The organism is Bradyrhizobium sp. UFLA03-84, from assembly GCF_002289535.1.
GTDB classification, from domain to species: Bacteria; Pseudomonadota; Alphaproteobacteria; order Rhizobiales; family Xanthobacteraceae; genus Bradyrhizobium; species Bradyrhizobium viridifuturi.
In genome coordinates, this window is the sequence record NZ_NSJY01000003.1 from 420491 (window position 1) to 440872 (window position 20382).

General features: G+C 65.9%; 20 protein-coding genes. 8 read left to right on the plus strand and 12 right to left on the minus strand.

Annotation, left to right across the window (positions count from 1 at the left end):
* Positions 1–20: 20 nt before the first annotated feature.
* The 7 genes from CK489_RS01975 to CK489_RS02005 form a co-directional block, all read right to left on the minus strand.
* On the minus strand, positions 21–614 hold the full coding sequence (locus tag CK489_RS01975; protein WP_095731088.1) for a GNAT family N-acetyltransferase: 594 nt from the start codon (positions 612–614) through the stop codon (positions 21–23).
* Positions 614–1441, minus strand: a complete 828-nt coding sequence (locus CK489_RS01980; RefSeq protein ID WP_095731089.1) for an ABC transporter ATP-binding protein — start codon at positions 1439–1441, stop codon at positions 614–616. The genes CK489_RS01975 and CK489_RS01980 overlap by 1 nt, the downstream gene beginning before the upstream one ends.
* An 11-nt stretch (positions 1442–1452) precedes the next feature.
* On the minus strand, positions 1453–2250 hold the full coding sequence (locus CK489_RS01985; protein WP_095731090.1) for an ABC transporter permease: 798 nt from the start codon (positions 2248–2250) through the stop codon (positions 1453–1455).
* A gap of 120 nt (positions 2251–2370) precedes the next feature.
* Entirely contained in the window at positions 2371–3834 is a 1464-nt protein-coding gene (locus CK489_RS01990) for a phenylacetate--CoA ligase family protein (protein WP_128089670.1), read from the minus strand.
* A gap of 518 nt (positions 3835–4352) precedes the next feature.
* Positions 4353–4712 carry a hypothetical protein gene (locus CK489_RS01995; protein WP_050631357.1) on the minus strand — a complete coding sequence of 120 codons (360 nt, stop codon included), beginning with the start codon at positions 4710–4712 and terminating at the stop codon, positions 4353–4355.
* 191 nt (positions 4713–4903) lie between these two features.
* The gene (locus CK489_RS02000; RefSeq protein ID WP_244486408.1) at positions 4904–5587 is read right to left on the minus strand and encodes a haloacid dehalogenase type II; all 684 of its coding nucleotides are present in this window, start codon (positions 5585–5587) and stop codon (positions 4904–4906) included.
* A gap of 30 nt (positions 5588–5617) precedes the next feature.
* Positions 5618–6220, minus strand: a complete 603-nt coding sequence (locus CK489_RS02005) for a CGNR zinc finger domain-containing protein (RefSeq protein ID WP_095731091.1) — start codon at positions 6218–6220, stop codon at positions 5618–5620.
* A gap of 161 nt (positions 6221–6381) precedes the next feature.
* Between CK489_RS02005 and CK489_RS02010 the strand changes: the two genes are divergently transcribed.
* Genes CK489_RS02010 through CK489_RS02020 form a run of 3 tightly spaced genes read left to right on the plus strand, consistent with a single transcriptional unit; the run spans position 6382 to position 8626 of the window.
* Positions 6382–7089, plus strand: coding sequence for an alpha/beta fold hydrolase (locus CK489_RS02010; protein ID WP_095731092.1), 708 nt, complete (start codon positions 6382–6384; stop codon positions 7087–7089).
* A gap of 33 nt (positions 7090–7122) precedes the next feature.
* Entirely contained in the window at positions 7123–7722 is a 600-nt protein-coding gene (locus CK489_RS02015; protein ID WP_095731093.1) for a TMEM175 family protein, read from the plus strand.
* 40 nt (positions 7723–7762) lie between these two features.
* A complete protein-coding gene (locus tag CK489_RS02020) occupies positions 7763–8626 on the plus strand; it encodes an alpha/beta fold hydrolase (RefSeq protein ID WP_095731094.1) in 864 nt (287 codons plus the stop codon).
* Between the two features lie 16 nt (positions 8627–8642).
* On the opposite strand, the gene CK489_RS02025 is transcribed toward CK489_RS02020, so the two are convergent.
* Positions 8643–9944, minus strand: coding sequence for a PQQ-dependent sugar dehydrogenase (locus CK489_RS02025; RefSeq protein WP_050631360.1), 1302 nt, complete (start codon positions 9942–9944; stop codon positions 8643–8645).
* A 450-nt stretch (positions 9945–10394) separates the two neighbouring features.
* Between CK489_RS02025 and CK489_RS02030 the strand changes: the two genes are divergently transcribed.
* Positions 10395–10676, plus strand: coding sequence for a hypothetical protein (locus CK489_RS02030; protein ID WP_050631361.1), 282 nt, complete (start codon positions 10395–10397; stop codon positions 10674–10676).
* Between the two features lie 104 nt (positions 10677–10780).
* Here CK489_RS02030 and CK489_RS02035 read toward each other — a convergent pair whose 3' ends face one another.
* Entirely contained in the window at positions 10781–12052 is a 1272-nt protein-coding gene (locus CK489_RS02035; protein WP_095731095.1) for a serine hydrolase domain-containing protein, read from the minus strand.
* A 62-nt stretch (positions 12053–12114) separates the two neighbouring features.
* The gene (gene glf / locus CK489_RS02040; RefSeq protein ID WP_095731096.1) at positions 12115–13320 is read right to left on the minus strand and encodes a UDP-galactopyranose mutase; all 1206 of its coding nucleotides are present in this window, start codon (positions 13318–13320) and stop codon (positions 12115–12117) included.
* A 210-nt stretch (positions 13321–13530) separates the two neighbouring features.
* Here glf and CK489_RS02045 point away from each other — a divergent pair, with 210 nt between their 5' ends.
* Positions 13531–14763 carry a hypothetical protein gene (locus CK489_RS02045; protein WP_143278070.1) on the plus strand — a complete coding sequence of 411 codons (1233 nt, stop codon included), beginning with the start codon at positions 13531–13533 and terminating at the stop codon, positions 14761–14763.
* A 73-nt stretch (positions 14764–14836) separates the two neighbouring features.
* Complete coding sequence (locus CK489_RS02050) at positions 14837–15997, plus strand: caspase family protein (protein ID WP_095731098.1); 1161 nt, start codon at positions 14837–14839, stop codon at positions 15995–15997.
* A gap of 42 nt (positions 15998–16039) precedes the next feature.
* On the opposite strand, the gene CK489_RS02055 is transcribed toward CK489_RS02050, so the two are convergent.
* Positions 16040–16588, minus strand: a complete 549-nt coding sequence (locus CK489_RS02055; RefSeq protein WP_095731099.1) for a DUF488 domain-containing protein — start codon at positions 16586–16588, stop codon at positions 16040–16042.
* 12 nt (positions 16589–16600) lie between these two features.
* Positions 16601–16810, minus strand: coding sequence for a hypervirulence associated TUDOR domain-containing protein (locus CK489_RS02060; RefSeq protein ID WP_095731100.1), 210 nt, complete (start codon positions 16808–16810; stop codon positions 16601–16603).
* 331 nt (positions 16811–17141) lie between these two features.
* On the opposite strand from CK489_RS02060, the gene CK489_RS02065 reads away from it, so the two are divergent.
* Positions 17142–19583: a bifunctional diguanylate cyclase/phosphodiesterase gene (locus CK489_RS02065; RefSeq protein WP_095731101.1), complete on the plus strand. Its 2442-nt coding sequence runs from the start codon at positions 17142–17144 to the stop codon at positions 19581–19583.
* Between the two features lie 364 nt (positions 19584–19947).
* Positions 19948–20382, plus strand: coding sequence for a hypothetical protein (locus CK489_RS02070; protein ID WP_143278071.1), 435 nt, complete (start codon positions 19948–19950; stop codon positions 20380–20382).

Here is a 20382-nt window from a genome sequence, read left to right on the forward strand (position 1 = left end):
ACGGCGGAAAAGGTGCCGGATCAGGCCGGTTGTCCGATCGGGGCCTGGCTGCCGGCGATCCGGTCCATCAATCCGGACAAGCGCGATGGCGGCGGGCTGGCTGGAGCAATCAGGCCCCCCGCCCCGCGAAGCGCGCCCGGCGCCAGCTCGCAGGCCAGCAGACGTTCACGTTCGTAGGGGCCGGGCATGCGGAGCGCGCCGGTCGACGCCGCCGAGAAGCCGAAGCGTTCGTAATAGCCGGCGTCCCCGACCAGGATGACGGCGCGATGACCGAGCAGATCGGCCCGCTGCAACGCTTGGCGCATCAGCGCGGCGCCGATGCCGAGGCACCTCACCTCCTCCGCCACCGCGAGCGGGCCGAGCAGCAGGCAGGCATGACCGGTACCGGTCACGACCGGCCATAGCCGCAATGTTCCGACCAGGCGGCGGCCACGGCGCGCGACAAACGCGAGGCCGCGCGCAGGCTTGCGGCCCTCGCGCAGCCGCTCCGAGGTCTTGGCGAAGCGGCCAGGACCGAATGCGGCGTCGAGCAGACTCTCCCGCGCCGCCACGTCCGAACGGCGTTCCCTGCGGATCGCAACCGGTCTGTCGTTCGGAGAACCAGATGAGGACATCACGCCACCCTCGCCAGATAGATGAAGACCTCGTCGAGGTCGCGGCACTTGAAGCGCTCGGCGAGCTCTTGCGGACGCCCCATCGCGACGACGCGGCCGTGGCTCATGATCACGACGAAGTCGCAGAGCTGCTCGACCTCGGTCATGTTGTGCGAGGACAACAGGATGGTGGCGCCGCGGCGCTTCTGATAGGCGCGCAGCCGGCTGCGTACCCACTCGGCACGGTCAGGATCGAGCGAGGCCGTCGGCTCGTCGAGCAGCAGCACGTCGGGATCGTTGATCAGCGCCTTCGCCACCGCGACGCGGGTCTTCTGGCCAGCCGAGAGCCGTCCGGTGACGCGGTCGAGCACGTCGCCGAGCTCGAAATCCTCGATCAGCTCCTCGATCCGCGTCTTGAGGTTGGTGACGCCGTAAAGCCGGCCGAACACGGTCAGGTTCTGGCGCACGGTGAGCCGCCCCGGAAGCGCGACATAGGGACTCTCGAAATTCATTCGGCCGAGCACCTTGTGACGCTCGGTCGCCATGTCATGGCCGAGCACCATGGCGCGACCGAAGCTCGGGATCACGAGGCCCATGATCATGGCGATGGTGGTGGTCTTGCCGGCGCCGTTGCCGCCGAGCAGGCCGACGGTCCAGCCCTTGGGCACGATGAAGTTCACGTCGTCGACCGCCCAATGGGTGCGGTACTGCTTGCAGAGATCCTCGACCGCGATGGCTGGCACTTCATCGGGACTGGATAGGTCCGACGAATTGCCCTGTGCGGGGGCGGTGTTCGGCGACACGGATGTCAGATGTCTGCGGGGCAGCAAGCGTTCGATGCGGCTCATGGATGTCTCCCTTACTCGCCCATGGTGAGCAGGCCGCCCTTGTGGCGGGCGCTCTGCAGCAGGGCGACGAATGTGATGAAGCCCACGCCGAGATAGACGGCATTGAGCGCGAGGCATTCGATCATCAGGTCAGTGCGGAAGGTGCCGTCGAGCAGCACGGCGCGCATGCCCTCGAACACATAGGTCGGCGTCAGCGACCAGGCGACCGGATGCAGCCAGAGCGGCAGCGCGGTGACCGGATAATAGACGCAGCACAGCGGCAGCAGCACGATCATGATCGAGTAGGCGAGGCTCTCGGCGCCAAAGCCCTGCCGGATCACGAGGCCTGCGATCACGAGCCCGATCGCCCAGCTGGTCAGCACCAGATTGAGGAAGAAGGCGAGCAGCCCCGGCCCCATCGCGAAGACGTTGAAGCCGAACAGCACGAAGGTCAGCAGCATCACCGGCAGCGTGCCGATCACGAGCCGAATCAGGCTCATCGCCATCAGCGACGCCGCAAGCTCGAACGGCTGCAGCGGGCTCATCATCAGGTTCGCAAGGTTGCGCGACCAGATCTCCTCCAGGAAGGTGAAGGTGAAGCCGAGCTGACCGCGAAACAGCACGTCCCAAAGCAGGACGGCGCCGAGCAGCAGGCCGGCGGTGGAGGCCATCGCCGACTTGCTGTCATAGAGGTAGGTGTAGAGGAACCCCCACACCATCATCTGCATCGCCGGCCAGTAGATGATCTCGAGCAGCCGCAGCGATGACGAGCGCAGGATGTAGTAATAACGCGCCGTCATCGCGGCGATGCGGTTCAGTGACTGTGTCATGGCACGCACCTCCGTTTGCTAAAGCGTTTTCGAGCGAAGTGGATACCGGTTCGCGTGAAGAAAACGCGTCAAGACAAGATGGAGAGTGCCGTTCCGATTCGATCGGAACGGCACTCTCGATTAGTCGAACTCGCGGCGGATCGGGCGGCGCTTGCCGACCTTGGGCGGAAACGCCAGCAGCGCGTTGGCCTGCACCCGGACCGGATGCTCGAGGCACGCCGCGAGCAGGTCCTGCAGATGCGAAACCGAGCCGTGCAGCCGGCACAGCGGCGTATCCTGGCCGAGCACGACGCGCGCCTCGACGAGGTCGACGCCACGCTGCACGATCTCGAACTGCGCCAGATGCAGGTTGCAGTCGAACATCCAGCGATAGGTCGCATCGAGAATGCTGCCGGCCGGCACCTTGCGGCCGTCGCGGTTGACGAAGGCGTCGTTGAGCCGGCCGTCGATGCTGGCGATCTGCGACCAGTTGATATCGGATGGCGCCGGATTGGCCGGCCGGGTGATGTAGTCGCCCTGGACGTAGCGGATGAACGGCATCGCCTCGTTGAGCAGGTTGGTGATCACGGCGATGCCGGACTGGCCGTCGGCCTGCGGCGCCATCGTGACGGGGTCGAGCACGTCGAGATGCACGGTGTCCTCGCAGACATGATACTGGCCGTTGGGCATCTCCAGCGCGATCCGCGTCGCTTCCTCGGAGGAATATTCGTCGAGCACGGGAACGCCGAGCTGACGCGACCATTCCTGACGGGCGGCGCGCGAGGAGTATTCCGAATGCGTCACCGCGAGATTGAGCGACGAACGGAACTCGTCGACATGCGGCATCAACGCATCGAGGCTCGACGGATAGAGCGACAGAATCTTGGGCCCGAGATAGCGCAGATGCTGGGCGACGCGGGCCGGCGGGATCAGGTTCGAGATGAACGCGGTCGGATAGTCACCGCCGATCGAATCGAACCACCACGGCACGGTATAGACATGGGCGAGCAGGTCCTCGGCGCGGTAATTGCCGCCGCTCTGCATCGCGAACTGGCGGACGCCCTGGATGGTGTCGGTGATGACGGCGTCATAGTCGACACGGATCAGCAGGGTCTGGCCGGACGAGCCCGATGAACGGGTCGGAAACAGGTTTTCCGGCTTGTACTTCTTGTTGACGCACTGGTCCGGGAAGGCCGCGACCAGCTCGGGCTTGGTGATGACCGGAATCTTCTGGATGTCGTCATAATCGCGCAGATGCTCCGGCTTGAAGCCCGCCGCATCGTACTTGTTGCGGTAGACCGGAATGTCGCGGTAGGCGAGCTCGACCAGCTCCTTGATGCGGGCGAACTGCCGCGCGCGGATTTCGGACACCGGCAGATAGGGATGCCGCATGCATTCGCCGAGATAGTTCGCGGTCGCCGCGACCAGCTCGGGCGCCGCGTCGTTGGACGGCTGGAAGTCCGGCCGGGTGTGCTCGGTCTCCCAGAACTGGCGCTGCGGCACAGCGGCTGCATCGGAGGGGACGAGGGACGCGGCGGCCTGATCGTGCTCCGGCACGAGAGCAAGGCCGTCATCGGAAGTGCTGATTGCAAGGGTGGACGTCATCTTCAGCTCCATGATTGACGGGGACCGCCCGTTCATGGCGCTATCAATGGCGCGCGGCGCTGGTGCCCGCCGTGACGCGTGTCACACGCGGCCGCAGCCCGCGCGCACCCCACCCGTCGCGGTCGTTCGCGGCTGCGGCCCGTGACGTTCGCTGATTGTCGTTAGGCGATGGCTACTTGCCCCACGTCGCCTTCCTGATCCGCCCCTTGCCGCCGCATTTCTTGCAGGGCTCGGGATAGATTTTCCGTCCCGGCTCGCTCGGCTGCCTGACCTCGGGAAAACCTGTGCCGTTGCACGCGTCACACTTCTCTTCATCGGAAATAAGGTGCTTCACCATCGAACGTCCCGGATTGAAAAAATCCGAAGCCCGCGGGCGCGGGCTTCCGCCACCGCAGGTTACGAACAAAGCCGGGTCGTGGTTTCAGCTGCATGGCTGCCCTGCGCGGCAGCGCATTCGAGAGGTCAAGGGAACGACGGCGGGACGACCGCCGTTATCGCCCTCTCTCTATTGCGTCGCGTCACTTCGCCTTGAGCGCCTTCTCGTGGCTCTCGAGTGCTGCCGCCATCAGCTTCGGCAATTGCGCGGCATAGACCTCGATGAAGGTGGCATCGCCGCAACCTTGCGGATCGCGCGCGGCCTGCTCGGCGACGCGCGCAGCCTTGGCCTCGCATTTCGCGAACATGTGCCAGAACCAATCCGGACTCTTGCCGAGCGCCGGCTTGTGCTTCTTGATGACGGCGGCGCCGACCGCGCTCATCGCGTTGACGACGCCGGCGCCCAGCGTGCTGATGGCTCGCGCGTTCAGGATATCCTCGCGCGATTGCGCGGTGGCGTTGGTCGCGGTCGCCCGTCCGATCGTTCGTGCCTTGGCCGGCATGCTCAAGCTCCTTGTCGATCCCTGTCGATCCCTGCGGCAGGCCGAGCATCGGCCGGGGAAGTTGAGGAAGGCTCAAGGGGCATGGTTGAAAACCGCTATGGAATTCATTCCGGTTTTATGCGCTTCCGAGCGATCGGGCCGGGAGGGGTTGTTGCCTGCTCCCCTGCCGCCGCAAAATCCGTCAGCGGCCGTTACCCTTTGGCGCCATAGCGCCGGATCAGCTGATCGGCGACGTCGTCGAGATTGTCGCCCACGACCTGCGGCTGCGGACCGACGCCGAGCAGATCATTGCCGGGACGCTTGATCAGCGCGGCCTCCCAGCCGGCGGCGACCGCACCCAGCGTGTCCCAGGTGTGGCAGGCGATCAGGCAGAACTCCGAAGGTTTCGCGCCGAGCTCCTGCTCGACATAACCATAGGCCTGCCGCGACGGCTTGTGATGCTTGACGCCGTCGGCGGAAAAGCGCCGCTCGAACAGGTCGACGATGCCGCCATGCGTCAGCTGCCGCGTCTGCACCTCAAGGAGATTGTCGGTCAATGTGAACAGCCGGAAGCCCGCCGCGCGCAGCTTGCGCAGCGCCGCCGGCACTTCCGCATGCGGCGGCATGGTGGAGAATTTCTCGGTCAGCTCCTTCCTGTCTGCCTCGTCGATGCTGATGCCGCGCGTGTCGGCCAGCATCTTCATGACGGCAGCGCCGATCTCGGTGAAGGGCACATAGCAGCCCGCCACCGTGAGCGCGGCCGAATACATGATGAAGTTCGCGAACCAGAGCCGCATCGCGCTCTTGTCGCCAAAGATGCGCGCGAACACCGGCTCCATGGTCTCGAGGTCGAGAAGGGTCTCGTTGACGTCGAACACGATCAGAGGAAGCGCCACTTGTTGCTCTCCTTTGCTTGTTTCTTGGTCTCAGCCCCTGTCCTTCATCCGGCTGCGGTGCGCGGCCTGCTTGGCGCGGTTGCCGCAGATCGCCATGCTGCACCAGCGGCGCGCGCGCGCTCGCGTATGATCGGCGAACATCAGCGTGCAGGCCGGGCCCTCGCACGCCTTGATGTCGGAAAAGCTTTCCTCGCAGACGACCCTGGCCATCGCTTCGCCGATCGGCAGCAGCAAGGTTTCCGCAGGACGCCAGCGCCGCGTGCGCTCCAGCGCGAAGCCGTCATGATCGTCGTGGCGATGCGCCACGATCCGGCTGTATGCCTGATCGCTTTCGAGCAGCTGGTTCAGCGGCTCGAGCTCCCTGAGCGCGCGCGGCGCCAGCGGCCGGCCCATGTGCTTGCGGACGAAGCCACGGAACCATTCGCGCAAATCGCGCGCCTGAGCGGCGACATCGTCGAGCTCGCCCGGCCTCGCCCGCGCCTCGAGCTCGTCGAGCACATCTGACGGCACCAGCTTCGCCTGCGCCAGCCAGCGCAGCAGGCCGCCGCTGTCGGCGATCCAGTCGACCGGCGTATCGACCGGGGTCGCGATCGAATTGATGAAATCGAGGCCCAGGCTGTCGGCGATGAACATCGCGGGCGGGTGGGATTGCACGGTGATGCCTCCTGCACGGACTTTCCGGCGCCGCCGAAATAACCTGATTAAAGCTAGTTGACAAGTTACGAGCACTGGATCATAAGCGTCGTAACCTGTCAAATGCAATTTGATAGGTTACTAATACAAGGGAGCGAGCGATGTCGAACAAGGATGTCAGCGTGGTGCTTGCCCATGGCGCATGGGCCGACGGGTCGAGCTGGGCACGGGTGATCACGGCGCTCGACGCCGAAGGCATCACCGCGGTGGCGGCACCGTTGCCGCTGACTTCGCTCGCCGACGATGTCGCCGCGCTGAATCGCACGCTGAATCGCACGCTGGATCGCGTCGAGGGACCGGTCGTGCTGGCGGGCCATGCCTATGCCGGCGCCGTGATCGCCGAGGCCCGCTCGCCGCGGGTCAAGGCGTTGGTCTATGTCGCGGCGCTGGCGCCGGACGAGGGCGAAACGGTCGCCGACGTGTTCTATCGCCTGCCGCCGCATCCGTTCGCGCCAACACTCGCGCCCGACGCCGACGGCCTGATCTGGCTGCCCGAGTCCGCTTTCGCGTCGGCCTTCGCGCAAGGCGCGCGTTCCGAGGACCTCGCGGTGCTCGCCGCCGTGCAGCGGCCGATCTCGCCCGCCTGCATCACCGTGCCGGTCGGCCGTCCCCGGTGGAAGGACGTCCCGAGCTGGTTCCTGGTCGCCGAGGAGGACCGGATGATCGCGCCGGAGACCCAGCGCGGCATGGCGGCCCGCATGAGGGCGACCGTCCGTTCACATGCCGTCGATCATACGCCGATCGTCACGGCGCCGAGGCTCGTCACTGACGTGATCCGGGAGGCCATCCGCGGCGTTGTCGCGGCGTGAAACTCGTTCCGCAATCAGGACAGGAGAGCTGCCATGCAGGACAAACCTCTATCGGCCGACCGGCTAGGCGCTTTTTCCGATGCGGTGATCGCGGTCATCATCACCGTGATGGTGCTTGAGCTCAAGGCGCCGGAGGGTACGGCGTTCGCGGACCTGCTGCCATTGTGGCCGACCGCGATCAGCTATGCGGCAAGCTATCTGTTCATCGCGGTGATCTGGGTCAACCATCACCATCTGCTGCAGCTGGTGCGGCAACCGACGCCGCGGCTGATCTGGCTGAACTTCGTCCACCTGTTCGCTGTCTCGCTGTTGCCGTTTGCAACGGCGTGGGTCGCGCGGTCACACATGGCTGCCGCGCCGGTGGTGGTCTATGCGGTCATCTTTCTTTTGATCGATCTCGCATATCTCGGCTTCGAACGCGCGGTGCTCGCGCAGGCGGACCAGACGATGATTTCCGAACGCGTGCGGACCTGGACACGGCGCCGCACGCTGCTCGCGCTGCTGGTGTTCGCGGCCGGCGCGGCCATAGCCCCCTTCGTGCCGCTGCTCGGCTTCGCCACGGTGTGTTGCGCGCTGCTGCTCTACCTCAGGCCCGAGGCAATCAGCGGACTAGCGACGCAGATCAAACCCTAAGACCAACTCACCACCACATCACGATCACAAGGAGTGACAGATGTCCCAGGTCAGATACCGCACCGCCGATGTCGACGGCTTCAAGGTGTTCTATCGCGAGGCCGGCTCGCCGGGTGCGCCGAAGCTGCTGCTGCTGCTGCTGCTGCACGGCTTCCCGAGCGCGGGCCACATGTTCCGCGATCTGATCCCGCTTCTCGCGGACAGATTCCACATCGTGGCGCCGGACCTGCCCGGCTTCGGCCAGTCGGACACGCCGCCGCGCGACACGTTCAGCTACACATTCGACAACATCGCCGGCGTGATCGATCGCTTCACCGAGGTGATCGGCTTCGATCGCTACGCGGTCTACGTGTTCGACTATGGCGCGCCGACCGGCTTCCGCCTGGCGCTCAAGCATCCGGAGCGGATCACCGCCATCATCTCGCAGAACGGCAATGCCTATGAGGAAGGCCTCAGCGACGGCTGGACGCCGATCAAGGCCTATTGGCAGGACCCGTCGCAGGCGAATCGCGATGCGCTACGCGCCTTCCTGACGCCGGAGACCACGCGCTGGCAGTACACCCACGGCACGTCGGATCCGGCGGCGGTGTCGCCCGATGGCCAGAACCTCGACAATTACTACATGGCGCGTCCCGGCGCGCATGACGTGCAGCTCGACCTGTTCGGCGACTACAAGAGCAACGTCGCGCTCTATCCGGCCTTCCAGAATTATTTCCGCACCCACCAGCCGCCGTTCCTCGCGGTGTGGGGCAAGAACGATCCGTTCTTCCTGCCGCCGGGCGCCGAGGCGTTCAAGCGCGACAATCCGAAGGCGGTGGTCAAATTCTTCGACACCGGTCACTTCGCGCTGGAGACGCACGCCGCCGAGATCGCGAACGCCATCCGCGAATTCCTGGCCCGCTGACCTCGACGCGCGCCGCCTACGCCCCGGTGACGCGCCAGATCACGTTGCCGACGTCGTCGGCCACCAGCAGCGAGCGGTCGGGACCGAGCGCGACGCCGACCGGGCGGCCGTAGGAGACCTTCTCGTCGGGCGCGAGGAAGCCCGACAGGATGTCGCGCGCCGGCCCCGAAGGGCGGCCGTTCTCGAACGGCACGAACACCACTTTGTAGCCCGACAGCGTCGAGCGATTCCACGAGCCGTGCTGGCCGATCGCCATGCCATCGGGGAAACCGGGCAACGTGCCCTTGGGCATCCAGCACAGGCCGAGCGAGGCGGTGTGGCCGCCGAGCGCGTAGTCCGGCTGGATCGCCTTGGCGACCATCGCCGGATCCTGCGGCACGCGATCGTCCACCGTCTGCCCCCAGTAGCAATAGGGCCAGCCGTAGAAGCCGCCGTCGCGCACCGAGGTCAGATAATCCGGCGGCGTTTCGTCGCCGATGCCATCGCGCTCGTTGACGACGGTCCAAAGCACATTGGTGTTCGGCTCCCAGGCGAGCCCGACCGGGTTGCGCAGGCCGCCGGCGAAGATGCGGCTGGTGCCGGCGGCGAGATCGAGCTCGTAGACTGCGGCACGGCCTTCCTCGACTGCCATGCCGTTCTCGGCGATGTTGCTGAGCGAGCCGACGCCGGCATAGAGCTTCTTGCCGTCGGCGCTCGGCAGCAGGCTGCGGGTCCAGTGTCCGTCGGGCTTGAAGGTGACGAGCTTGCGGCCTTCGGCGGTGATGCGGTCGGCGCCCGCGGTGTAGGGAAACGCGACCACGCCGTCGGTATTGCCGACATAGAAGGTGTCGCCGATCAACGCCATGCCGAACGGCTGGCGCAATCCCTCCATGAAGGCACCGCGGCTCTCGGCGACGCCGTCGCCATCGCGGTCGCGCAGCAGCGTGATGCGGTTGGCGCTGACGCCGAGCGCCGCGGCGCGCCGCATCGTCGCCTGCATCGCATAGTGGAAGACGCTGCGCGGTGTCCCCGCGATCTGCGTCGCCTCCGCGATCAGCACGTCGCCGTTCGGCAGCACGTTGATCCAGCGCGGATGATCGAGCCCGGCCGCGAAGGCGTTAACCCTGAGCCCGGGCGCAGCGGTCGGAAGCTGGCCCTTGTCCCAGCCCCTGGCGGTCGGCATCTTCAAGGTCGGAATCGCGCCCTGCGACTTCGCCGCCGGAATCTGCGGTGCGTTGCCCCAGGCGGGCGCGGGCTGTGCGCCCTGCATCCGCCGCCACGCCACCGCGCCGGCCCCGATCGCCGCGACGACGCGGGCAAAAACTCCAGACGTGCTCATGAACTTCCCCTGTTATTCGCGCCGGTTATTGCGCCTTGTTATTGCCTTGCCGTCCGGCCGCGGCCTGCAGCAGCATTCGCATAATGCCGGCCCTGATGACAGTAGTTATACGATCTTCGCAGCCGCACTCGAATCGAGGAGACTGGCTGCACGCTCCCTTGTCAGAGCGTTTTCCTCCCTGAGACCTTGCCCGCCCCGGTCGGCGGGCTTCCTTTTACGAACCGCCCAGCTCGGGCGCAGCTTGCCGTGGACCGTTATAGCCGGAAAAGCATAGCGATCCGGCGAATGCATGCGACCGGGCAGAGCCGGCGCGCCAATCTCACAGCGCAAGCCCACCTCACCAAATCCTGATCCCAGCTCCGAGCAAATTCACCTTCGTCAACTGTATGGCGGATCAGGAACGCTGGTCCGCGGCGGTCGTTGGTCGCGACACCAGCAAGGAGTGCATGAATGCAATGGAACACCAAGATCCTGGCTCTGGCCGCGGCGTCGCTGATCGCAACGACGGCCGGTGCGTTCGCGCAGGGCTACTATCCCAACGGGAACCCCGGCCCACGATACTACGGCGGCCCGCGCTACGAGACCTATCAGCCGCAGGTCATGTACAATGAACCCGGTTGGTCTGGCGCGATGAACGGCAGCAACCATCCGGCGCCGAGCTCGACCCAGGGCGACGTTGGTCCGGAAGGAAACAACAACGGCACGCTGACCGGCGTCTACCGGCGGTGGTAGCCCACGCAAATTTGAAGGCCCGTCGCTCGGATTGAGCGGCGGGCCTTTTGCCATTTTCGGCGAACCGACATCTGTGAACCACTCTCCAGAAATTTGGAGGACGATCACTTCACCATCGCGCCGTAGACGATGTCCTGCACGTTCTCGCGATAATATTTGCGCAGGTCGCCGGGCGCTGCGGTTCCGACCACCACGACGAGGCGCTCCTTCGGATCGCAGAAGAACTGCGTCCCGTAGGCGCCGTTCCAGGTGAACTCGCCGGGATTGCCCGGCACCGACGACAGCCCCTCGCTGGTGCGCACCGCGACCGCCAGCCCGAAGCCGAAGCCGCCGCGATGCGGCTCGATCGCGGCGACCTTGTTCTTGATCTCGGGCCCGAGGTGGTTCGACGTCATGTGATGCACGATCTGCGGGCTGAGGATGCGCTTGCCGTCGAGCTCGCCGCCATTGAGCAGCATCTGCCCGAAGCGGACATAGTCGCCGACGGTGGCGAACGAGCAGGCACCGCCGCAGTCGAACCTGGTCGGCGTGTCGAGCAGCTTGATGGCTTGCGGCTTGCCGGTGAGCGGATCGTTGGGGAACGGCCGCGCCAGCCGCGCGCGCTGGGCGTCGCTCGGGTGGAACGTCGCCTCCTTCATGCCGAGCGGCTTCCAGACATTGGCGGCAAGATAGTCGCCGAGCCGCTGGCCGGACACCTTCTCGACGACCGCGCCGAGCACGTCGATCGAGAAGCCGTATTCGAACTCGGTGCCGGGCTGATGCACCAGCGGCAGCTTGGTGATGCGGTCGATGAAGGCCGCCGTGTCGCCTTCGACCGCCGGCGCGGTGCCGTCGGGATAGAGCCGGGCCAGCGCGCTCGAGCTGTCGGGCCGGCCGCCATACATCAGGCCGGAGGTGTGGCGATAGAGATCGTGGATGAAGATCGGGCGCGCCTGCGGCTCCATCGTCAGCGAACCGTCGGCCTGCTGCACGCCGACCTTCATGTCGGCGAACGCCGGATAGAACTCGGCGACCTTCGCCTGCAGCGGCAACTTGCCCTGCTCCAGCAGCGTCAGCCCCGCGACCGCCGCCATCGGCTTGGTCATCGAGGCCAGCGCGAACACGGCATCGATCGGCATCGGCGTGCCCTTGACCGGATCGAGCTGGCCATAGGCCTTGTAGTGCACCAGCTTGCCGTCGCGCGCGATCGCCACCACGGCGCCGGGCACCCGCTTGGCTGCGATCTCGCGCGCGAAGAAGTCGTCGAGCCGCGCCAGCCCCTGGTCCGAGAAGCCGGCCTGATGCGCCGAAGCTTCCGGGAGCGGCGGCGCAGCGTGGGCGATGTTGAAGGCAAGACTCGTGGCGGCGGCAGCCGCGGCAATGACGATCTTTCGCATTGTTTCCTCACCGGGGCGGGCGATTGTTATGCGATTTGGTGCCCGCAGCTCGCAGGATTAGATCACGCCGACAAGGGCGACAAGGCGTGGCGGCGCGCGGCGGTACCGCCGGTGCGCATGTCCCCTGCGAAGAACGGCTCGACCTCGTGCTCGAACGTCTTCAGCGCCGCGCCGATCGCCTGATGCATATCGAGATATTTGTAGGAGCCGAGCCGGCCCCCGAAGATCACGTTCGGATGCGCCGCCGTCATGGCGTGATAGGACACGAGCATGGCGCGGTCGGCAGCGGTGTTGATCGGATAATACGGCTCGTCGTTGCGGCCGGCGAAGCGGGAATATTCCCGATAGATCGTGGTCCGCTTCTCGGCATGCGCGCGCTCGGGATGCAGATGCCTGAACTCGTGGATCCTTGTGAACGGCACCTCGGCGTCGGCGTAGTTGATGACGGCGGCGCCCTGGAAATCGGCGACCTCGTGCACCTCGCGTGCGAAGTCGACGGTGCGCCAGCCGAGATGGCCGCAGGCATAGCCGAAGAAACGGTCGATCGGCCCGGTATAGATCACGAGCTGGCGCGGCGTGATGCGCTCAGCGACGTCGAAATAGTCGACGCCGAGCTCGACCGCGATTTTTGGATGCTCGAGCATCCGGCGGAAGATCGCGGTGTAGCCGTCGACCGGCATGCCCTCATAGCGGTCGGCGAAGTAGCGATCGTCGAAGCTGAAGCGCACCGGCAGGCGGCCGATGATGTCCGCGGAGAGCTCGCGCGGATCGGTCTGCCACTGCTTCTGCGTATAGCCGCGGATCAGGAGATCGTAGAGCGTGCGGCCGACCGAGGCGATCGCCTTGTCCTCGAGATTGCCGATGCCGGCCGTGCCGTGCGCGGCAGCCTCCGCCGCGATCACGGCGCGCGCCTCGTCGGGCGACATGATGCGGCCGAACGCGGCGCACACGGTCGCAAGGTTGATCGGCATCGAGTAGACGCGGCCGCTCGCCACCGTGAAGACGCGGTGACGGTAGTCGGTGAAATACGTAAAGCGCTGCAGATAGCGCCAGACCGTCTCGGAATTGGTGTGGAAGATATGGGTGCCGTAGCGGTGCACCTCGACGCCGCTGTCGGAATCGACTTCCGAATACGCATTGCCGCCGATATGCGGCCGGCGATCGAGCACACAGACCGAGCGGCCGAGCTTGCTCGCTACCTGTTCGGCGACCACGGCGCCGAAGAAGCCCGCCCCCACCACGACGACGTCGAAGCTTTCAAGCTGCATGTGGCCCCCGCCCCGCGCGGGCCCAGGCGGCAGCCCGCCGCGACATCCCGACGGAGCTTCAACGGCGCTGCGGTCGACTTCCGGCGAAGATTTTGGTTAAGGCCACGATAATTCCGAGCCCGGAACGGCCGGCTTGGCCGTTCAACTGACAGCATGCGAGGCGATGGATTTGTCCGCGCGCGCGGCAACAGCATCATGCGCGGGGGCTCCATGTCCGTGATCTGCGTCCTGTATTCCAGCAACACCACCTATGATTCACTGCGCGGCATCCTCGCGATGGCCGCCGCCGAGCTCGACCGGCTCGGGCACGAGGTCAAGATGCTCGATATGCTGGCGCCGGATTTCTCGGCCCGGCTCAACGCCCTGCTGCCGCGGAAGGCCGAGACGATGGCGCTCGGCTTCTCCGGCATCGGGCTCGACATCCACACCAAGGACGGCAGGCTGTTCTGGGACGTCGCGCAGATTCCTGTCTTCACCTGGTTCTGCGACCACCCCTGCTACTTCGCCAAGCGGCACGGGCTCGAAAGCCGCTACGCCGCGCATGGCTACGTGTTTCCGGACCACGCCGCGTTCAACCGCGACCATCTCCAAGCCAATGGCAGCGTATTTGCGACCCATATGGGCATCCCCGATCCCGGTTTCTTCGGCGGCCTGCCGCCCGAGCAGCGCAACGGCCGGCTGATGTTCGCCAAGTCCGGCTGGAATCCGCTGGGACTCGAGCGCGGCTGGCGCAAGACGATGCCGCCAAAACTGTTCGCGCTGCTGTTCGATGCGATCGCCGAGGCGCGCGGCAAGACCTGCGGCGCGTTTCCCAAGATCATCGTCGACGTCGCCGAGCGGCATCTGGTTTATCTGACGCCGGGCGGCGATTTGTTCAACGTGATCCTGACCCGGCTCGACAACTACACCAGGGGCGTGCGCACCCGTGAGGTCGGTGCCGTGCTTGCCGACTATCCCGTCGACTTCATCGGCGGCGGCTGGAGCGATCTCGACGTCAGCGGACGTCCGGCCCGCGTGCTCGGCGCAATGACCTTCGATGCGATGCGCGAAAGCCTCGGCAGTTATCTCGCCGCGGTCTCGCTCAATCCGAATATCGACCTGTCGGTGCATGACCGGGTATTCTTCGCGCTCGGCGCCGGCACCGTGCCGGTGTTCGACGCCAACCGCTTCTCGGCAGCGGAGATGCCGCATCTTGCCCGCTACAGCTTCGGCCAGGACACGGCCAGCATCGCCGCCGCCGTCGAGGCCGTGCTGGCCGACCCTGCCGCGGCGCAGGCGGCGACCGCCGCCACGATGAGCGAGCTCTATCCGCGCTTCTCGATGCAGCGGTCGGTGCAGGACATCCACGAGATCACGATGTCGATCGCGGGCGCCGCCGGCGCCGGCCTGTTGCCCGCCGAGCCGGTGCCGGCCGGCGTCTGGATGCCGAAGCAGGCGGCCTGACGCATTGCCATTTCCATGGCCGGCTCGCGCCGGCTGCGATACCCTGCACCCGTCACCTCCGAACGGGTCCAGCATGAACCGCCGCGCGTTTGTTACGGGACTGGCTGTTGCCGCGGCGCTCGTCGGCCTTGCCTCGCCGCCGGCCGCCGCCGACGGCAAGCGGGTGGCGCTGGTGATCGGCAACGGCGCCTACAAAAGCGTGCCGGCGCTGACCAACCCGCCGACTGACGCCGGCGATATCGCCGCGGCGCTGAAGCGCCTCGGCTTCGCCGTCACCCTGATCAGGAACGGCAGCTTCGATGAGATGCGGCGCGGCCTGATCGCATTCGGACACGAGGCCGCCGGCGCCGACATGGCAACGGTGTATTTCGCCGGCCATGGCATGGAGATCAACGGCGACAACTGGCTGATCCCGGTCGATGCCGAATTGAAGCGCGACACCGATGCCGCGAATGAAGCGATCAGCCTGCAGAGCGTGATGCTGCAGGTCTCCAACACCGGAAGTCTCGGCCTCGTCATCCTCGACGCCTGCCGCAACAATCCGTTCGCGGCGAAGATGAGCCGCTCGATCGCGACCCGCGCCGCTACGACCAGCGGGCTCGGCCGCATCGAGCCGGTCGGCAACGTGCTGGTCGCCTATGCCGCGCGCGACGGCACCACCGCGCTCGACGGCGACGGCCGCAACAGCCCGTTCGCCGCAGCCTTGCTGCGCAACATCGAGGCGCCGGGCGTCGAGGTCACGTTCATGTTCCGCAACGTCCGCGATGACGTGATGGAGGCGACGCGCAACGAGCAGCAGCCCTTCGTCTACGGCTCGCTGTCGCGCAAGGCGATCTATCTGGCAGCGCCGCCCGCCGAGACGGCAAGCGCGAAGCAGGCGAACAATGCGCCGGCAGCGGCCGCTCCGGCATTGTCGGCGCCGCCGGCAACGCCAGTCGGTGCCATCGATCCCGCGCTGGTCGGCACCTGGGAGATCATGGTGGCGAGTGGCCGCGGCCAGTCGCGCTGGATCTGGCAGATCATGGCCGACGGCACCTACAAATTCCACGCCGAGCCGTTCCGCTCGGCGCAAGCCCATGAAGGCACCGTGACCTTCGCCAACGGCCGCTGGACGCTACACGCGCTGAAGGGCATGCGGAATTACAGCGACGCCGGTTCCTACGAGGTCCATGACGCAACTGCTGTCATCACCGGTAAGCTCGGCACCGGCTATTGGAAGCGCAGCGTGGAGTGAAGCGCATGGCACACCGCGGTCGCCGCGGGTTGCATCACGCTCTCATAGATCGAGCTGCCCCGTCGCCGGATAGACCACCATCCCATCGCCCTGCACGATGGCGCCTTCGGTGAACCGGGCAGGCTCGAGCCGGCCCTCTCCCATGATGTGGACGACACTCTCGCCGGCCGCGATCAGGTGGTCGGCGACAATGCGGCGGTGGCAGCGCCACCACACCGCCTCCGAGCACATCATCGCGCAGCGTTGCGCGTGGCCCTCGTCGCGCAGACGCTGCAGGGCAGCGTGAAACTGCGGCGACAGCGCATAGTCGGCGTAATTGTGAAAGCTCTCGTTGCTCCAGAAGCCGTTGACCGAAGGCGGCACGCTGCGCGCCTTGCCGCGCAGCCCGCCGAGATCGGCCAGATGCTCATATGAAATGCCCGCCGCGTTGAGCGAGCCGGGAAGCGTGTCCTTGTTGAACTGCGGATTGGTTCGCGAGCGCGGCACCGTTCTGATGTCGACGACACGGTCCGTGCCGGCCGCGGTGAGGACCGCGACGAAATCCTCGAGGCTGCGGTTCGAATGACCTATCGTGAAGAACGGGAGTGCCACGCCGCGCCCCTGCTACGCAGGATGGAGCGCGCCGCCCTTGTGGGCCGCGACGTGGTCGGTCTTGTCGCTCTTGATCTCGTATTGCGGATCGGCCGCCGAGGCGCGGTGGATGTGCCCCTTGTAGTCGAAATCACGCGTGTGAATCCTGATGATGGTGCCCGAGACGCGTCCGGCCTCGGAATTCCAGCTGACGTGATCGCCGACCTTGAATCTCCTGGTCATTTTTCAAGCGTCCTTCGCGCGCGGGATGCCAGGCAAGCTACCGCGGCAACAAAGAGTTTCATCCAGGTTAAGTTCCTCCCGCACCTAATGCTGGTTGCAGGATTCACCGATACTATACCAAATCTGCGGAAGACCCCCCGACTGTGAGCTGCATCGCTCCAAGGTTGTCGCGCGATATGCTAACGAGTTTGCCGCGTAATTGTACGTTGGCGTTTTTGGTTGGGGACCGATGGCCGCTCGTAAATTGCCGCAAGGGCAGGCCCCAACGCGGGTAGCGCGTCGACGCTGGAATGAGGAACGGTCGCTGCGGTGTGCCATCAGGATGGCCCGCATGGGGTACTGGGAATCGCACAGTGCCACTGCGACCGATGTCTGGATCTCGCCCGAATTCGCCTCGTTCTACGAATTCAAGACGGTCGACGGCTTCATCCCCATCGCCACGGTGCGCGAGCGCTATTTGCCTGAGAGCCGGAAGCTTCTGGAGGCGCATTACGCGGCCTGCTGGGCGGAGGGGCAGCCCTATGCGGTGCAGACGCGACTGCGCAGGTCCGACGGCAGCGTGCTCGACTGCGTCGTGCATGGCGAGCCGGAATTCGACGCACGCGGCCAGGTCCGGCGGGTGTCCGGCATCGTCCGCGATGTCTCCGAGGAAACCGCCGCGCTGCGCCGCCTCGCGGAGAGCGAGCAGCGGCTGGCCGATTTTGTCTCTACCGCCTCGGACTGGTGCTGGGAAAGCGACGCCGCCCATCGGCTGCTGCCATATCCCAAATCGCTGACCGGCAACGCCGCCTTCCAGACGGTGGCCTCGGGCGGCAAGGCGCGCTGGGAACTGGCCTATGCGCCCGAGGACGCGGAGGCGATGGCGCGGCACCGGGCCGACATGGAGGCCCGTCGCCCGTTTCGCGACTTCACCTATACGCTGATCGGCAAGGACGGCTCGCGCGTCAGCATCTGCACCAGCGGCAAACCGATCTTCGCCGATGACGGCAACTTTCTCGGCTATCGCGGCACGTCCAGCGACATCACCCAGCTCAGAGCGGCCAAGGCGTTGCTCGACCAGCGCACGCGGGCGCTGGAGGAAGCCCACCGGCTCGGCAAGATCGGCACCTGGAGCTATCGGCTCGACACCGGCCGCACGACCTGGGCACCCGAGCTCTATCAGTTGCTCGGCTTCGACCCCGCGACGTTCGAGCCGACCAATGAAAGCGTGATGCCCCATTTCCTGGGCGGCGATGCCGAGCGCTTCCGCGACGTGCAGAAGCGGGTGCTCCGCACCCGCAGGACCGAGGCCACGGATTTGCGCATCCTGCACGCGGACGGCACCGCGCGCGACCTGGCCGTCATCTGCAAGGCGGAGGTCGCCCACGACAAGGTCATCGGCATCATCGGCACCGTGCAGGACGTCACCGAGCGCAAGGAGGCCGAGCGCCAGCTCGAGCAGCTCGCCTACAGCGACCCGTTGACCGGGCTTGCCAATCGCGCGCTGTTCACGCGCCAGCTCGCCGCCATGATCGAGGGCTGCGCCGTGGAAGGCCGCGGCGGCGCGCTGCTGCTGATCGATCTCGATCGCTTCAAGGAGGTCAATGATTCCCTCGGTCATGCCGCCGGCGACAAATTGCTGATCCGGGTGGCGGCGGCGCTGCGCCAGGATCTGGGACCGCGTGCCTTCATCGCCCGGCTCGGCGGCGACGAATTCGCCGTGCTCGCGGAGGGACGCGGCATGTCCGACGCCGCGCTGACCGGACTTGCCAACCGGCTGATCGGCAAGCTGTCGGTCCCGGTCGATCTCACCGAGGGCGAGGCCGTCGTCGGCGCCACCATCGGCATCGCCCGCCTGCCGGAGCATGGCGCGACGGCGGAGACGGCCGTGCGCAACGCGGACCTCGCGCTCTACATGGCCAAGGAGGCCGGGCGCGGCCGGGCCCAGCTGTTCGAGCCGGTCTATGCCCAGGCGGTCGATCAACGGCTCGATCTCGGCCGGCACCTGCGCCACGCCGTGGAGACGGGCGCGCTGGAGGCCCATTACCAGCCGCAGCTCGATCTGCGGACCGGCCGCGTCACCGGTTTCGAGGCGCTGCTGCGCTGGACCCATCCCGAGCGCGGGCCGATCCCGCCGGCGGAGTTCATCCCGATCGCCGAAAGCTCCGGCCTCATCGTCGATCTCGGCCTCTGGGTGCTGCGCGAGGCGTGCCGGCAGGGCCGCGCCTGGCTGGATGCCGGGCTGCCGCCGCGCACCGTCTCGGTCAACGTCTCGCCGGCGCAGATTTGGAACGTGGATTTCGAGACGGCCGTCGGGGCCGCGCTGGCGGAGACCGGCTTTCCCGCGGAGCTGCTCTGCCTGGAGCTGACCGAAAGCCTGTTCGTGGATCATACCGAGCAGCGGATCAGCCGCACGCTGACGGCGCTCTCCGATCTCGGCGCCCGGTTGGCGCTGGATGATTTCGGCTCGGGCTATTCCTCGCTCGGCTATCTGACGCGCCTGCCGTTCGACTGCCTGAAGGTGGACCGCGCCTTCGTCGACGGCATTTCCACCGCACCGGAGAAGCGCAAGCTGCTCGGCGGCATCATCGCCCTGTCGCACGGGCTCGGCATGACCGTGGTTGCGGAGGGCGCCGAGCTGGCGGCCGAAGTGGACGTGCTCGGCGGGCTCGATTGCGACCTGGTACAGGGCTTCGTGTTTTCACCGCCGGTCGCCGCCGACAAGGCGCCCCAGGTCGCCGCCGGCATCGAGCGCGAGGCGTACCGGATCCAGCCGAGACGGAATCGCCTCTAGGCCAGCACTGCCTGCGGCTTTCATGAAAGCATCGCGCACATTTGCGTCGAGCGACTGCAGGCTACCGTCAAGTCGAGGTGATGACGCCCAGCGTCTGGATCGAAACGTCCGTCTTCGCTTTCGCTTCGTTCAAGCTACGCCGGACATGCTTCGCCATCGCAATCTTGCGTGGCGCCGCCACGCATAGCCCGCAAGGGCGAAGCGTGGTGCCCAGGGGCGGCGAATCGGTTGGCTATAAGTAGCTAACATCGCTACCGATTCTCTCAATCTCAAAAAACCTACTCGCACGGCTACCCACACAAGCGCGAGATACAGTGAGACGCTATGATACTCCATCGTGTCAGTGAGTCGATTGGAGACAAATGTGATTGATTGGGCACTCGCACTCTCTACGGCTTCACAAGCCTTCAAGTTTGCCGATGAGCTGCGATCGATTGACAAGGAAGTGAGCCAGGCCGAGCTAAAGCTGAAGGTCGCTGACCTCACGAGCACGTTGGCTGACCTAAAGATCATCTTGACCGAAGCTCGGACTGACACCGCGGAAAAAGACGCAGAAATCAATCGGCTGAAAAAGCTACAACGTCGCGTACTCGAGGACACTGTTGAGCAATACGGCTACCGTTATCGAAACCGCAAAGACGACAAGGGACCCGTCGCCGGCAACCCGATGTGTGACGTCTGCTTTCAGAAAGAAGCCTTGTTGATGGAGACCGCGACAATCGCTGGGAAAGGCATCCAGGCTCTTCAATGTCCTAATTGCAAAGGAAGGTACGACGGGCTTCGTACTTACACTGATTAA

Bases quoted from the DNA above. Each gene is read 5' to 3' on its own strand.
- CK489_RS02035 (WP_095731095.1), bottom strand. From the start codon at position 12,052: ATGCGAAAGATCGTCATTGCCGCGGCTGCCGCCGCCACGAGTCTTGCC.
- CK489_RS02020 (WP_095731094.1), top strand. From the start codon at position 7,763: ATGTCCCAGGTCAGATACCGCACCGCCGATGTCGACGGCTTCAAGGTG.
- CK489_RS02005 (WP_095731091.1), bottom strand. From the start codon at position 6,220: ATGTTCATCGCCGACAGCCTGGGCCTCGATTTCATCAATTCGATCGCG.
- CK489_RS01990 (WP_128089670.1), bottom strand. From the start codon at position 3,834: ATGACGTCCACCCTTGCAATCAGCACTTCCGATGACGGCCTTGCTCTC.
- CK489_RS01995 (WP_050631357.1), bottom strand. From the start codon at position 4,712: ATGCCGGCCAAGGCACGAACGATCGGACGGGCGACCGCGACCAACGCC.
- CK489_RS01975 (WP_095731088.1), bottom strand. From the start codon at position 614: ATGTCCTCATCTGGTTCTCCGAACGACAGACCGGTTGCGATCCGCAGG.
- CK489_RS02025 (WP_050631360.1), bottom strand. From the start codon at position 9,944: ATGAGCACGTCTGGAGTTTTTGCCCGCGTCGTCGCGGCGATCGGGGCC.
- CK489_RS02015 (WP_095731093.1), top strand. From the start codon at position 7,123: ATGCAGGACAAACCTCTATCGGCCGACCGGCTAGGCGCTTTTTCCGAT.
- CK489_RS02030 (WP_050631361.1), top strand. From the start codon at position 10,395: ATGCAATGGAACACCAAGATCCTGGCTCTGGCCGCGGCGTCGCTGATC.
- CK489_RS01980 (WP_095731089.1), bottom strand. From the start codon at position 1,441: ATGAGCCGCATCGAACGCTTGCTGCCCCGCAGACATCTGACATCCGTG.
- CK489_RS02065 (WP_095731101.1), top strand. From the start codon at position 17,142: ATGGGGTACTGGGAATCGCACAGTGCCACTGCGACCGATGTCTGGATC.
- CK489_RS02060 (WP_095731100.1), bottom strand. From the start codon at position 16,810: ATGACCAGGAGATTCAAGGTCGGCGATCACGTCAGCTGGAATTCCGAG.
- CK489_RS02050 (WP_095731098.1), top strand. From the start codon at position 14,837: ATGAACCGCCGCGCGTTTGTTACGGGACTGGCTGTTGCCGCGGCGCTC.
- CK489_RS02045 (WP_143278070.1), top strand. From the start codon at position 13,531: ATGTCCGTGATCTGCGTCCTGTATTCCAGCAACACCACCTATGATTCA.
- glf (WP_095731096.1), bottom strand. From the start codon at position 13,320: ATGCAGCTTGAAAGCTTCGACGTCGTCGTGGTGGGGGCGGGCTTCTTC.
- CK489_RS01985 (WP_095731090.1), bottom strand. From the start codon at position 2,250: ATGACACAGTCACTGAACCGCATCGCCGCGATGACGGCGCGTTATTAC.
- CK489_RS02010 (WP_095731092.1), top strand. From the start codon at position 6,382: ATGTCGAACAAGGATGTCAGCGTGGTGCTTGCCCATGGCGCATGGGCC.